Below are 13,518 nucleotides of genomic sequence, written 5' to 3'. Positions count from 1 at the left end.
CAGCGGCGGTCGCACGCTGTAGGTGCCTCGTTCAACTGAAAACATCTGCCGCTGCGGTGCCCCGAGATGCAGCGGAGGCGCTTCGGGGCGAGCCTGGTGGCAGGGGATTCCATCAGATGTCCGAGCCAGGGGTGCGGTGATTCCACAGCCTGGCTCCAGGCATGGCGAGGCTTCGGTATGAAAATCGGACGTTCCCTGGCGATTGCCGTCCTGTTGGCTCCCATCCCATTCGTAGGCATGACGGAGCCCGCATCGGCAGCTGTCAAACACATCATCGTTGTCGAAGGCAAGCTCGGGGCACGTGACGGGACCGGTGTCTGGGGCGGCAGCTCCGTCCGGAAGGAAATCCCGTTCCGGGAAACATTCGATCTCACCCACAACGCCCGCCAGTGGAAGAAGACCTTCAAGGTGTGCGCGGGGGGTGAAGCGAGAGCCGTTCTGTATGTGCGGGCGTATCTGCAGGATGACGAACGGGTGTCCGTGCGGCCGAATGTGTGGCTGTACGAGGGAAGCAACTGCGACAGCAGCGACCTCGATGCGAACGTCTGGCCCAAGGCTCAAGTGATGCCCGGAGGCCGAGGCAGCCGCTCGTGGCAGATATGGCTGCCCTCCGAAGAGGAAAGTCTCGGCACACGAGACGCCGCCTTCGCGACGGTCACGTTCACCCATGCTCTCTGGCCGTGACGGCCGTGACGCAAGGCGCCTCGCTCCGGGGTGGGCTTGAGGGCGATGCCGCAGGCGGGTGATCGCGGTCCGAGGCTCACAAACGCTCGATTGTGCCGGGCCGTCCCGCTCCCCCTGCCGGTGTGCGGCGGGTCGAGGCCTTCCGGCCGGCCCGGGGCCATCCCCGGGCAGCCCGCTCCGTGAGGGGCCGAGCGGTCACGTGCCGACATCCGGGTGGTTGGCGGGTGGGAGAGCGCCGATGCGGCGCTTCGCCTGCCTAGCATGCTGACCACTCGGGGTTCCGTGGACAGGACGGAGTTGGCGGCGTGCCCTTCGCGAAGCCGGCCGGTGGCGGTGCGTCCGGGTCGTTCGAGCCCCCTCCGGCGGGCGCCCGGCGGTCGACGGCACCGCTGCTGGCCGTGTGCGCCGGGTACTTCATGGTCATTCTGGATGTCACGATCATCAATGTCGCCGTGCCCGTGGTGGGGCGGGAGCTGGCGGCCTCGCTCACCGGGATCCAGTGGATCACGGACGGCTACACCCTGGTGTTCGCCGGGTTCCTGATGACGGGCGGCGCGCTGGGGGACCGGCTGGGCAACCGGCGTGTCTTCTGTTCCGGCGTGGTGGTGTTCACGGTCTCCTCGGCCGCGTGCGCGTTCGCGCCCAGCGCCGCCTTCCTCGTCGTGGCCCGGCTGGTGGAGGGGCTCGGCGCGGCCCTGATCGTGCCCGGCTCGCTCGCCCTGCTCCAAGCGGCCTACCCGGAGCCGGCGGCCCGCTCGCGCGCCTTCGGGCTGTGGGGGTCGATGGCGGGCATCGCGGCCTCCGCCGGCCCGCTGCTGGGCGGGCTGCTGGTGTCCACCGTGGGCTGGCGGTGGGTCTTCCTCATCAACCTGCCCGTCGGCGTGGCCTGTCTGATCCTCACCTCGCGGTACGTCGCGCTCTCCCCGCGCCACCCCGGCCGGGCCCTGGACTGGCCCGCGCAGTGCGCCGTGGTGGCGGCGGTGGCCCTGCTGACCGCCGCGCTGAACGAGGCCGGCCGGCGTGGGTGGTCCGATCCGGCCGTGCTCGCCGGGCTGGGGCTCGCCGTCCTGGCCGTGGTGGCGTTCCTGGTGCGCGAGCGGCTCGCCCGGTCTCCCGCGCTTCCCCTGCGGCTGCTGCGCTCCCGCACGCTGAGCGGGGCGGCCGTGGTGGGCCTGCTGTTCAACTTCGGTTTCTACGGCATGGTGTTCACCGCCAGCCTCTCCTTCCAGCACGAGCGCGGTTTCAGCGCCCTGAGGACGGGACTGGCGCTGTTCCCCGCGGTGGCGATGACCATGTTCGCCTCGGTCCTGTCCGGACGGCTGAGTCGCCGCACCGGTGACCGTCCGCTGGTCGTCACCGGCATGCTGCTGGGCGCCCTCGGCCTCGGCGGCTGGGCAGCGGCCGGGACCGACCCGGCGTACGCGCTCCTCGTGGCCCCGATGATGGCCACCGGCTTCGGCACGTCCTTCGCTCTGACCGGTTCGACCGCCACCGTGATGGGCGCCGTACCCCCGTCGTACGCGGGGGCGGCCTCGGCGCTGTTCAACACCACCCGCCAGATCGGCAGCGCCACCGGCGTGGCCCTCGGCGGCAGCCTGCTGGCCACCGGCACCGGCACCGGCACCGGCACCGGCTACGGCACGGGACTGCGCACCAGCATGGCCATCGGCGCCCTCGCCTATCTGTGCGCCGCTGCCCTGGCGTGGCGCTGCGTGCCGGCCACCGGACCGGACTCGGGCGGCCCGTGAGGGGACGCCCCCTGGCCGGCGGTGCGCCGGACCGGAGACGAACGGGCTGCCCGGGGCCGTCAGGGTGCCGCGCACGACCGCCTCTCCGGACGCAGCACCTCGATCTCGTAGTCGCCGGTGTCCTCGTCGGTCGTCACGCCGTGGGTCTCGCTGCGGAAGCCGGGGAAGTGGCGGTCGAAGGTCTCCAGTGCGGTGAGGTAGCGCAGGAGGGGGCCGTCGGCGGTGCCGGTGGACTCGCCCGGCATGAGGACCGGGATGCCGGGCGGGGTGACCGTGACCATCGCCGCCGCCACCCGGTTCGCCGCGTCGGCGACGCGGACCCGTTCCGTGCCGCCGCGCACCAGCCGCTGGTAGCAGTGCTGGGGCGGGAAGACCGGCTCCGGAAGCCGCTGGAACGCCGTGTCCAGCAGTTCCACCAGGCGGGCCGAGCGCAGCTGGTCGTGCATCTGCCGGCACAGTTCGCGCAGGGTGAGACCGGAGTAGCGGCGCGGGTGCGCGGCCACCGCCGCGGGCAGGACGCGGTCGAGCGGGGCGTCCGCGTCGTACAGGGACTTGAAGTCCATCAGGGCGTCCAGCAGCGTCCCCCACTTGCCCTTGGTGATACCCATGGAGAACAGGATCAGCGCGGTGTAGCTGTCGGTCTTCTCGACGACGATGTTGCGGGTGGCCAGATATGCCGTCAGGACGCGCGCCGGGATGCCCTCCTCGGCCATCTCTCCGGTGGCGCTGATGCCGGGGCAGGTCAGGGTGACCTTGACCGGGTCCAGCATGCAGTGGCCCGCGGTCAGCCCGGGGAAGCCGTGCCAGGCGGCGTCCGGTTCCAGCAGCCAGCAGGACTGCTCCCGGCCCAGCAGCTCCGGCGGGGCCTCCTCGAAGGGCAGCCGTTCGCCCGTCGCCGGGTCGGTGACCTCCGTCGGCTGCCAGACGCCGAAGAACCACGGCGGCCGGTCCCCGGCACTCGCCACCCGCCGTGCCAGCCGCACCGTCTCCTGCCGGAAGCGGATCGCCTCGGTCACCGCCTCGTCGATCAGCCACTCACCCTGCGGCCCGTCCATCATCGCCGTCGCCACGTCCAGCGAGGCGATCATCGGGTACAGCGGTGACGTGGTCCCGTGCATCATCAGGGCCTCGTTGAACCGGTCGTGTTCGACCGGTGCCCGGGGCGCGGGCCGCACGTGCACCATCGCCGACTGCGACAGCGCGGCCAGCAGCTTGTGCGTGGACTGGGTCGCGAAGACCGTCGGCCGGTCCGGGCCGGGGAAGGCCGCCGCGTCCACGGACATGCCGTAGCGGCCCGCGTACAGCGGATGGAAGCGGGCGTAGGCGAACCACGCCTCGTCGAAGTGGACCCGCGGCGTGCTGGCCGCGAGCGCCCGAGCGGTCGGCACGGCGTCGTAACTCAGCCCGTCGTAGGTGGAGTTGGTGAACACCGCGTACTGGGGATCGCGGGACACGGCGCCCTCGGCGAGCGGGTGCGCGGCGATCCGGGCCGCGACCGAGTCCGCCGCCAGCTCGGCCGGGGGCAGCGGGCCGGCGAGGCCGTAGCCGTTGCGGGTCGGGACCAGGTAGACCGGCCGGGCGCCGGAGACCACCAGGCCGTGCAGCACCGACTTGTGGCAGTTGCGGTCCACCAGCGCCAGTTCGTCACGGGTGACGCTGAAGTGGCCCACCATGCGGTTGCAGGTGGAGTCGCCGTGCAGCACGAAGTAGGTGAGGTCGGCGCCGAAGACGCGGGCCGCGTTGCGTTCGGCCTCGCCGATGGGGCCGGTGTGCTCGAACAGCGAGCCCAGCTCCTCCACCGAGATCGACAGGTCGGAGCGGAGCAGCCGCTCGCCGAAGTAGTCGTGGAAGGCGCGGCCGGCGGGCGACTTGAGGAAGGCGACGCCACCGGAGTGGGCGGGGGTGTGCCAGGAGTACTCGTGGGCGTCGTCGAAGCGGCGCAGGGCCCGGAAGAACGGCGGCAGCACGTCCTCGCGGTAGGCGCGGGCGGCGCTGGTGATCCGGCCCGCGATGAACCCCGGGGTGTCCTCCAGCGGCCACACGTATCCGACGACCGTCTCCGACACCCACAAGGGCAGTTCGCGCACGCCTTCCTCGGCCATGACCAGGAACACCGGCAGATCCCGGAAGCGCTGCCCGATCCGGCGCAGTACGGCCGCCCCGCCCGGGGCGCCGTCGCCGGTCCCGGCCGGCGCGGCGAGCGCGCCCCCGCGGCCGTCACCGCCCTGCCACGCGCCGGTCCCGCGGCCGTCACCGCCCTGCCACGCGCCGGCCCCGCGGCCGTCACCGCCCTGCCACGCGCCGGCCCCGCGGCCGTCACCGCCGCGGCGCGCGCCGTTTCCGGGCAGGTCCCAGGCGACCAGAGCCGCCGCCAGGCCCGCTTCGGTCCGCAGCACCGCGTCCGCGTCCTCGGCGGTGACGGCCCAGCGCACGCCGAAGCCGCCCGCCTCCACCGCGTCCCGGATCCTCCGCAGTTGCTCGGCCCCGGCGCTTTCCGCACGCGGGTGCTCCGGCACCGCCACCAGAATTCTGCTGTCGGCCATCCCGTGCCTCGCCCCTTCCCGGCGGCCGCCCGGCCACCGCCCAGGAAAGTCTCCGGGGCGGCCCGCCGGGCCACCGGGTACGGGGGACGGCAAACCACCGTGACGACGGATGTCCCGGCTGCCGCGTTGACCCGGGGACCGGCTACCCGGGGTAGGCCGGCGACACCGCTGCCGAGGCGATCCGCCGCGGCTTGCCGGAGCCGTCCGCCGGGACCTGGTGCAGATCGGCGCCGTAGTCCCCGGGCAGCGCGTACACGACCGTGCGGGAGTCCTGCCACACCGCCTGGTCGTCCACGCTCCGCGACTCGGCGAGCGGGGTCTCCCGCATCGTGCGCAGGTCCAGCACGTACATCCGCCAGGGCGCGTCCTTCGACAGCCCCGCGACCCGCTTCTTGTACGCGACCCGGGTGCCGTCGGGGGACAGCGACGGGCACTCCACATTGGTGTGCAGGGTGGTGACCGTACGGTCGCGCAGATCGCCGCGGACCAGGTGGGTGTGCCCCTTGGTGGCGAGCGTCGCGTAGAACGTACGGTCGTCGTCCGCGAAGGTCACCCCCCAGAAGTTGACGTCCGCGGCCCGGTACGGACGCCCGTCCCGCACGATCCGGAAGGACTCCAGCGACGGGATCAGCGCGCCGGTGCGCGTGTCCACGATCGCGGTGCGTGTGGAGAAGTCCGTCCCGGCGTACGAGTCACCGCCCACGAACGCCGTCCACGCGGCGAAGTGCCCGGTGGGGGAGACCCGGGCGCGGGACGGGATGCCCGGCACGTCGTAGTGGTCCACGGTCCGCAGCCGCGCGTCCAGGATCACCGCGCGATAGGTGTCCGAGACCGGTCCGTGCACGGCCTGCAGGCACACCCCGGTGCCCGAAGCGGCGTAGAAGCGAAGGCACTTGACCCCGGACGCGGTGCGCGGCCCGCCCGGGTCGCCGGCCGGGACGCTCGTCAGCTCGTCCCGGTGCGGCCCCCACGCCATGTTCCGGAACACCAGGCGCCCGGACCCGTTCAGCGTCACCGTTCCGGACGCGACCGGCGGGCCGCCCGCCCGCGGGTGGTCACGGCGCTCCGCCCGTGCCGAGGCGTGCAGCACGGACGCCAGCCCGACCGCCGCCAGCACGGCGACGGCCGAGACCAGGATCAGGATGCGGTGGCGTACGGTCATGCGGTCACCGTCCCCTTCGGGCGCGCGGTGAGGGAGAACGCGGCACACACGGCGAGCGCCACCGCCGCCCCCGCGAGCGCCGCCCGGTCGCCCCACACCGTCCAGGCCGCGCCGAACAGCAGCGAGCAGGCGAACCGCGTCAGCGCCTGCCCGGTCTGTACGAGGGCCAGCCCCGACGAACGCAGCGCCTCCGGCACGCTGTCCGAGGCGGCGGCCATCAGCACTCCGTCGGTGGCCGCGTAGAAGCCGCCGTGCAGAGCGAGCACGAGGTACGGCAGGCCCGTGCCGTGCCAGGAGGTCAGCAGCAGCACGTACGCGAGGAGCAGGGCCCCGTGGCCGGCCAGGAAGACCGTCCAGCGGCCCACCCGGTCCGCGAGCCGCCCCAGCGGCACCGCCAGCAGCAGGAACACGGCGGCCGTGCCCAGGGGCAGCAGCGCGAACCAGCGGTCGGGCACGCCCAGACGGCGCTGGAGCAGCAGGTAGACGAAGGAGTCGCTGACCGTGGCGAGGCCCAGCAGCAACGCGCAGACGGTGATCCGGCGCAGGTCACGGCCGCGCAGCAGCCCCACGGCGGCCCGCAGCGTCGGCCGCTCCCGCGTGGGCGCCGCGTCCCGGCCGCCGGGCACGAAGAGGACCAGCACCAGCACGCCCAGCACGGCCACGCAGAAGCTCACGGTGAACACCGCGTCGTACCCGTCCACGGTGGCCCGCAGGATCAGGAACGCCACCAGCGGCCCGAGCAGGGCCCCGGCCGTGTCCATCGCCCGGTGCACCCCGAACGCCCGGCCGCGGGTCTCCGGCGTGCTGGACAGCGAGATCAGCGCGTCCCTGGGCGCCGTCCGCAGTCCTTTGCCCGTCCGGTCGGCGGCGAGCACGACCCCGATCGGCGTCAGCGAGTGGGCCACCAGCAGCAGGGGTTTGCACACGGCCGAGATGCCGTAGCCCAGCCCGGCCACCCACTTGTGCCGCCCGCCGCCCCGGTCGGCGAAGTGTCCGCCCACGAGGCGTACGAGCGCCGAGAAGCCGTTGTAGATCCCATCCAGCAGTCCGAAGCCCAGCGGGGACAGACCGAGCCCGGTCACCAGGTACAGCGGCAGCACCGCCGTCACCATCTCCGACGACACGTCGGTGACCAGACTCACCGTTCCCAGCGCGAGCACGGTGGGCGCGACCGCGGCACGGCGCCGCCCGGCACGGGGCCGGACGGCGTCATGAGCGGACGTACGCGCACGGCTGTCCGCTACGTACACGTCAGGACGCCCAGATGCCGGTGATGTCCTTGGCGGAGGCCGCGTTGCCCGCGTGGGTGCTCAGGCCCTGCGTGTCCTCCAGGGTGCGCAGCAGGTCGTAGTGGTTGTAGGTGGTCGCCGAGCTGGACCCGGCGGTGACGGGCTGGCCGTAGAACACGGTGGGGATCCGGTTCCCGCTCAGCCGGTTGTCCTCGTCGAAGGTGACGACGAGCAGACTGTTGTGGGTCTTGGCCCACGTCGCGTAGGCGCCCAGGTTGTTCTTCAGCCAGGTGTCACCGGTGGACACCGAGCAGTCGTGCATGTCGCTGCACAGGTTCGGCACCACGAACGACAGCTGAGGCAGCGTCGAGTAGTCGGTCGGGAACTGGGCGAAGGTCTTGGCGCTCGACGTCGGCACGTTGCCGAACCCGAACCACGGGTTGTGCTTGCGCGCGTAGTTGCCGCTGCTGCACGTCGTGGAGCCCTGGCTCGGCAGCGTCTCGTTGTAGCTGGCCCAGCTGCGGCCGGCGGCGATCAGCTCGGACGCGAGGTTGGGCGCCGAGGAGAAGCCCGGGGTGTAGCAGCTGTCGTCGGTGATGCCCTGCGTGGACCCCGAGAACAGCGCGAAGTAGTTGGGCTGGCTCGGGTGCGTCTCGGCGTACGACTGGGTCAGGTTGGCGCCTCCCGACTTCAGCGAATTGATGTACGGCGCGCTGGAGGAACCGATGACCTGGCTGTACGCATGGTTCTCGAAGACCACGACGATCACGTGGTCCGGGCTCGGGACGGCGCCCGCGGCGTGCGCGGACCCTTCGCCGAGCCCGGTCCACAGCCCGACCGCGGCTGCGGCGAGGGCCGCCGCGGACGCCACGACGGCGCGGGCACGGCGGTACACGGAACTGCCGGACACATCAACCTCCGGAATGGGATGGGCGGCTGGCGGTGCGGACAGAGCATGCTCACGCCAATATTCCCGAGGCCCACGTCGGCCAACCTCCCGGGTGAAGACCGGATGAACGGCGGGTACTCCCGCCCCCATGGCGGACATCATCATCGGCATCTGCGGTTGGACCGACCCGGCACTGCTGCGCAGCGGCTGGTACCCACCCGGCCACCGGGACCCCGAGAAACGCCTGCGCCACTACGCGACCCGCTTCTCCCTGGTGGAGGCGGACTCCCCGTACTACGCCCTCCCCACCCCCCGCACCACCGCCCTGTGGGCCGAACGCACGCCCCCCGGCTTCCGCTTCGACGTCAAGGCGTTCTCCCTCCTCACCGGCCACCCCACCCGTCCCTCCGCCCTCCCCGCGGACCTGCGCGGCCGGCCCCGGGACGCGGCCCTGCACCGCGAGGTCTGGACCCGCTACGCCGAGGCGCTGGCCCCCCTCCGCGACGCCGGCCGCCTGGGCACCCTCCTCTTCCAGTACCCGCCCTCCCTGGCCCCCGGCCCCGACGCCGAGGCCGTCGTCCGCGCCGCCCGCGACCGCGCCCGCGACTGGCCGTTCGCCGTCGAGTTCCGCAACCCCGCCTGGTGGCGGTCCGATCGCACGACCGCCTTCCTCAGGGACCTGGACGCCACCGCCGTGGCCGTGGACACGGCCCAGGGCCTGCCGGGTTCGCTGCCCGGGGACATCGCCGTGACGACCCCCCGCCTCGCCCTCGTCCGCTTCCACGGCCGCAGCCCCCACTGGGGCACGGGCACCAAGGAGGAGCGCTTCCGTCACGACTACACCGCCGGGGAACTGGCCGACTGGCTGCCCCGCGTCCGGGCCCTGGCCGAGCGCGCCGAGGAGACCCACCTCCTCTTCAACAACTGCTGCGCGGACGCGGCGGCCCGGGCGGCCGGGACCGTCCGGGACCTGCTGACGGCCGAGCACGCCCGATGAGAACCGCGGGACATCACCCGCAGCGCCGCGTACGGCGGCGCGGGCACGTGACGGGCGGTGTCCGCCCGCAGCGGCCGGCACCCACCGCGGCGCCGCACCGCCGGCCGCCCGCCGGACCGAGGACGGACACCGCCCGGCACGGCCCCGGCCCACCGCACCCCGAAGGCGCGACCGCGACCACGACACACCCGCACGGGCCGCCGCGGGCAGCCACGACCGCACCGCCGCGGGCGCGCCCGACAAGCCGCCCCCCACCCGCGGACGAAGCCACACCCGCCCCCTCCGGTTAGGCTCTGGCCAGGACGACGCGTAGATCCCGAGGGGAGGCCACGGAGATGACGCCGGGGCGCAGGAGCAGCACCTTCACCCGTCTGCTGCGGCACGGCTTCACCGACCCCTCCGCCGCCGAGCGCCTCCTGGACGGCCCCGAGCTGGCCCCCGTCCGCGACGACCCGGTCCTCCTGGAGGCCCTGGGCGCCACCGCCGACCCCGACCTGGCCCTGCACGGCCTGGTCCGTCTCCTGGACGCCCAGCCCGCTCCCGCCGCCCACCGGGAACTGCTGGACACCCTCATCGCGGCCAAGCCCCTGCGCGACCGCCTCCTCGGCGTCCTCGGCGCCTCCGCCGCCCTCGCCGAACACCTCGCCCGCCACCCCCACGACTGGCAGGCCCTGGTCATGTACGAGCCGCACGACCTCCATCCGGGCGTCGCGGAGTTCGAACACGGCCTGGCCCAGGCCACCGACCCGGTCGCCCTCCGCGTCGCCTACCGCCGCTGCCTGCTCTCCCTCGCCGCCCGCGACGTCTGCGGCACCACGGACGTCGCCGAGACCGCCGCGGAACTGGCCGACCTGGCCACCGCCACCCTCCGCACGGCCCTGGCCATGGCCGAACGCGCCGCCCCGGAGGACGCCGCCGCCTGCTGCCTCGCGGTGATCGCGATGGGCAAGTGCGGCGGCCACGAGCTGAACTACGTCTCCGACGTGGACGTGATCTTCGTGGCGGAGCCGGCCGAGGGCACCCCCGAACCCGAAGCCCTCAGATCCGCGACGAGACTCGCCTCGCACCTGATGCGGATCTGCTCCGAGACGACGGTCGAGGGCTCCATCTGGCCGGTGGACGCCAACCTCCGCCCCGAGGGCCGCAACGGCCCCCTCGTCCGCACCCTCAGCAGCCATGTCGCCTACTACCAGCGCTGGGCGAAGACCTGGGAGTTCCAGGCCCTCCTCAAGGCCCGCCCGGTGGCCGGCGACCCGGAGCTGGGCGAGGCGTACGTCGAGGCGCTCGCCCCCATGGTCTGGAAGGCGGCGGAGCGGGACAACTTCGTGGCGGACGTCCAGAAGATGCGCCGACGCGTGGTCGAGAACATCCCCGCGGCCGAGATCGACCGAGAACTCAAACTCGGCCCCGGCGGCCTGCGCGACGTCGAGTTCGCCGTTCAGCTGCTGCAGTTGGTGCACGGCCGCACCGACCCGGCCCTCCGCAGCGGCACCACCCTGAAGGCCCTCCAGGCCCTGGCCGCCGGCGGCTACGTGGGCCGCGAGGACGCCGCCCGCCTGGACGAGGCGTACCGCTTCCTGCGCTCCATGGAGCACCGCATCCAGCTGTACCGCCTGCGCCGCACCCACCTCGTCCCCGTGGGGGAGCCGGACCAGCGCCGTCTCGGCCGCTCCCTGGGCCTGCGCACCGACCCGGTGAGCGAGCTGAACCGCGAGTGGCGGCGGCACACCGGCGTCGTACGCAGACTGCACGAGAAGCTCTTCTACCGCCCGCTGCTGGACGCGGTCGCCCAGCTCGCCCCCGGCGAGGCCCGGCTCAGCGCCCTGGCGGCCCGCGAACGCCTGGAGGCGCTCGGCTACGCCGACCCGGCCGCCGCCCTGCGCCACCTGGAGGCCCTGGCCTCCGGCGTGACCCGCAAGGCGGCGATCCAGCGCACCCTCCTGCCGGTCCTGCTCGGCTGGTTCGCCGACTCCGCCGACCCGGACGCCGGCCTGCTGAACTTCCGCAAGGTCTCCGACGCGCTCGGCAAGACCCCCTGGTACCTGCGCCTGCTCCGCGACGAGGGCGCGGCGGCGGAGAACCTGGCCCGGGTCCTCTCGGCGGGCCGCCTCGCCCCCGACCTGCTGATGCGCGCCCCCGAGGCGGTGGCCCTCCTCGGTGACGGCACCGGCGCGGGCCCCGCGGCCGTCGGCGGCGGCCTGGCCCCCCGCGACCGCGCCCAGCTGGAACAGGAGATCCTGGCGGCCGTGGGCCGCGCGGAGAACGCCGCGCAGGGGGTCACGGCGGCCCGGGGCGTCCGCCGCCGCGAGCTGTTCCGTACCACCGCCGCCGACATCGTCGGCTCCTACGGCACCGAGACCAGCCCCGCCGAGGCCGACCAGGGCGCCCTCGTGGACCGGGTCGGCGCGGCCGTCTCCGACCTGACCAGGGCCACCCTCGCCGGCACCCTGCGCGCCGTCGTCCGGGAGGGCTGGGGCGACACCCTGCCCACCCGGTTCGCGATCATCGGGATGGGCCGCTTCGGCGGACACGAACTGGGCTACGGTTCCGACGCCGACGTCGTCTTCGTGCACGAGCCCCAGGACGGCGTGGACGAGCACGAGGCGTCCGCCGCCGCCCACAAGGTCGTCGCCGAGATGCGCCGCCTGCTCCAGCTGCCCAGCGCCGACCCGCCGCTGCTCATCGACGCCGACCTGCGCCCGGAGGGCAAGTCGGGCCCGCTGGTGCGCACCCTGAAGTCGTACGAGGCGTACTACCGCCGCTGGTCACTGGTCTGGGAGTCCCAGGCGCTGCTGCGGGCCGAGCACGTCGCCGGCGACGCGGACCTGGGCCGGCGCTTCACCGAGCTGATCGACCCGCTGCGGTATCCGGCCCACGGCCTCACGGACGAGTCGGTCCGCGAGATCCGCCGGCTGAAGGCCCGGATGGAGTCCGAGCGGCTGCCGCGCGGTGCCGACCCCAAACTGCACACCAAGCTCGGCCCCGGCGGCCTGTCCGACGTGGAGTGGACGGTCCAGCTGCTCCAGCTGCGCCACGCCCACCGCGAGACGGGCCTGCGCACCACCCGCACCCGCCGGGCCCTGGCCGCCGCCCGCGAGGCCGGGCTGCTGTCCGCCGTGGACGCGGAGATCCTGGACGAGGCGTGGGTGCTGGCCACCCGGGTGCGCAACGCGGTCATGCTGGTGCGCGGCCGGGCCGGGGACACCTTCCCCACCGAGCCCCGCGAGCTGGCCGCCGTCGGCCGCTACCTGGGCTACGGCAGCGGGCACGCGGGAGACATGCTGGACGCGTACCGCCGTACCACCCGGCGGGCGCGCACGGTCGTGGAGGAGCTGTTCTACGACGACAAGGCCTGAGCCGGCGCGGGGGCCCGGGACGGCACCAGCCTCGGCAGCGCGTACGGCAGGCTGCCGTACCAGAGCCGGGCCACCGCGAAGCCGAAGGTCAGGCAGAGCACTCCGCCCACCGCGTCCAGCCAGAAGTGGTTGGCCGTGGCGACGATCACCACCAAGGTGGCCACCGGGTACAGCAGCCCCAGCACCCTCGCCCACGGCACCGACGCCAGCGCGAAGACCGTCAGCCCGCACCACAGCGACCAGCCGATGTGCATCGACGGCATCGCCGCGTACTGGTTCGACATGTGCTTGAGGTCGCCGGAGGCCATCGAGCCCCAGGTGTGGTGCACCGTCACGGTGTCCACGAAGTGCCCGCCCCGCATCAGCCGGGGCGGCGCGAGCGGGAACAGGTAGTAACCGACCAGGGCCACACCCGTGGTCGCGAACAGCACCAGCCGGGTCGCCGCGTAGCGGCCGGGATGCCATCGGTACAGCCACACCAGCACCCCGAGCGTGATGACGAAGTGCAGTGTGGCGTAGTAGTAGTTCATCCCGATGATGAGCCAATTCACCGAGTTCACCGCGTGATTGACCGACCGCTCCACGCCGACGCCCAGGCCGTGCTCGACGCGCCAGAGCCAGTCCGCGTTGCGCAGCGCGGCACCGCGCTGCTCCGGCACGGCGTTGCGGATCAGTGAGTACGTCCAGTAACTCACCGCGATCAGAAGGATCTCGAACCACAGCCGGGGTCGTCGTGGACGCCGCAGCCGGCCCGACGGACTCCTTCTGTCCTCGCCCGTGTCGATCCGCGGAACGGCCACCTCCTCGCGACCTTCCGGCTCTGTCACGGTCGAGTCACCCATAGCTACAGAGTCTGCCAGAAAAGGACCCTTCGGCCGATCATCCCAAGGTTGGGTCCGCGGCGCACCTT

The 13,518-nt window shown here is 73.3% G+C and carries 9 protein-coding genes; 4 read left to right on the top strand and 5 right to left on the bottom strand.

Annotation, left to right across the window (positions count from 1 at the left end; genetic code table 11):
• Positions 1 to 237: 237 nt before the first annotated feature.
• Together ACZ7KF_RS39750 and ACZ7KF_RS39745 are read left to right on the top strand one after the other, a co-directional pair.
• Entirely contained in the window at positions 238 to 684 is a 447-nt protein-coding gene (locus ACZ7KF_RS39750) for a hypothetical protein (RefSeq protein WP_471086954.1), read from the top strand.
• A 305-nt stretch (positions 685 to 989) separates the two neighbouring features.
• Complete coding sequence (locus tag ACZ7KF_RS39745) at positions 990 to 2,432, top strand: MFS transporter (RefSeq protein ID WP_471086951.1); 1,443 nt, start codon at positions 990 to 992, stop codon at positions 2,430 to 2,432.
• A 59-nt stretch (positions 2,433 to 2,491) separates the two neighbouring features.
• Here ACZ7KF_RS39745 and ACZ7KF_RS39740 read toward each other — a convergent pair whose 3' ends face one another.
• From ACZ7KF_RS39740 to ACZ7KF_RS39725, 4 genes are all read right to left on the bottom strand, one after another.
• Complete coding sequence (locus ACZ7KF_RS39740; protein WP_471086948.1) at positions 2,492 to 4,975, bottom strand: Orn/Lys/Arg family decarboxylase; 2,484 nt, start codon at positions 4,973 to 4,975, stop codon at positions 2,492 to 2,494.
• 142 nt (positions 4,976 to 5,117) lie between these two features.
• Positions 5,118 to 6,137 (bottom strand): TolB family protein, encoded by a 1,020-nt coding sequence (locus ACZ7KF_RS39735; protein WP_471086945.1) that lies wholly within the window; start codon positions 6,135 to 6,137, stop codon positions 5,118 to 5,120.
• Positions 6,134 to 7,387 (bottom strand): MFS transporter, encoded by a 1,254-nt coding sequence (locus tag ACZ7KF_RS39730; RefSeq protein WP_471086942.1) that lies wholly within the window; start codon positions 7,385 to 7,387, stop codon positions 6,134 to 6,136. Before ACZ7KF_RS39730 ends, ACZ7KF_RS39735 begins: the two co-directional genes overlap by 4 nt.
• A gap of 1 nt (position 7,388) precedes the next feature.
• Positions 7,389 to 8,276, bottom strand: a complete 888-nt coding sequence (locus ACZ7KF_RS39725; protein WP_471086939.1) for an alkaline phosphatase family protein — start codon at positions 8,274 to 8,276, stop codon at positions 7,389 to 7,391.
• Between the two features lie 127 nt (positions 8,277 to 8,403).
• Between ACZ7KF_RS39725 and ACZ7KF_RS39720 the strand changes: the two genes are divergently transcribed.
• Together ACZ7KF_RS39720 and ACZ7KF_RS39715 are read left to right on the top strand one after the other, a co-directional pair.
• Positions 8,404 to 9,252 carry a DUF72 domain-containing protein gene (locus tag ACZ7KF_RS39720; protein WP_471086936.1) on the top strand — a complete coding sequence of 283 codons (849 nt, stop codon included), beginning with the start codon at positions 8,404 to 8,406 and terminating at the stop codon, positions 9,250 to 9,252.
• 335 nt (positions 9,253 to 9,587) lie between these two features.
• Entirely contained in the window at positions 9,588 to 12,608 is a 3,021-nt protein-coding gene (locus tag ACZ7KF_RS39715; RefSeq protein WP_471086933.1) for a bifunctional [glutamine synthetase] adenylyltransferase/[glutamine synthetase]-adenylyl-L-tyrosine phosphorylase, read from the top strand.
• Here the strand turns inward: ACZ7KF_RS39715 and ACZ7KF_RS39710 are convergent.
• Entirely contained in the window at positions 12,590 to 13,450 is an 861-nt protein-coding gene (locus tag ACZ7KF_RS39710; RefSeq protein ID WP_471086930.1) for a phosphatase PAP2 family protein, read from the bottom strand. The genes ACZ7KF_RS39715 and ACZ7KF_RS39710 overlap by 19 nt on opposite strands.
• Positions 13,451 to 13,518: the final 68 nt, after the last annotated feature.

The sequence above is a fragment of the Streptomyces sp. NPDC038200 genome, assembly GCF_055600785.1.
The sequence above is the reverse complement of the archived record's forward strand: the minus strand, read 5'-3'. Positions and strand labels throughout refer to the sequence as shown.

Bases quoted from the DNA above. Each gene is read 5' to 3' on its own strand.
- ACZ7KF_RS39720 (WP_471086936.1), top strand. From the start codon at position 8,404: ATGGCGGACATCATCATCGGCATCTGCGGTTGGACCGACCCGGCACTG.
- ACZ7KF_RS39750 (WP_471086954.1), top strand. From the start codon at position 238: ATGACGGAGCCCGCATCGGCAGCTGTCAAACACATCATCGTTGTCGAA.
- ACZ7KF_RS39735 (WP_471086945.1), bottom strand. From the start codon at position 6,137: ATGACCGTACGCCACCGCATCCTGATCCTGGTCTCGGCCGTCGCCGTG.
- ACZ7KF_RS39740 (WP_471086948.1), bottom strand. From the start codon at position 4,975: ATGGCCGACAGCAGAATTCTGGTGGCGGTGCCGGAGCACCCGCGTGCG.
- ACZ7KF_RS39715 (WP_471086933.1), top strand. From the start codon at position 9,588: ATGACGCCGGGGCGCAGGAGCAGCACCTTCACCCGTCTGCTGCGGCAC.
- ACZ7KF_RS39710 (WP_471086930.1), bottom strand. From the start codon at position 13,450: ATGGGTGACTCGACCGTGACAGAGCCGGAAGGTCGCGAGGAGGTGGCC.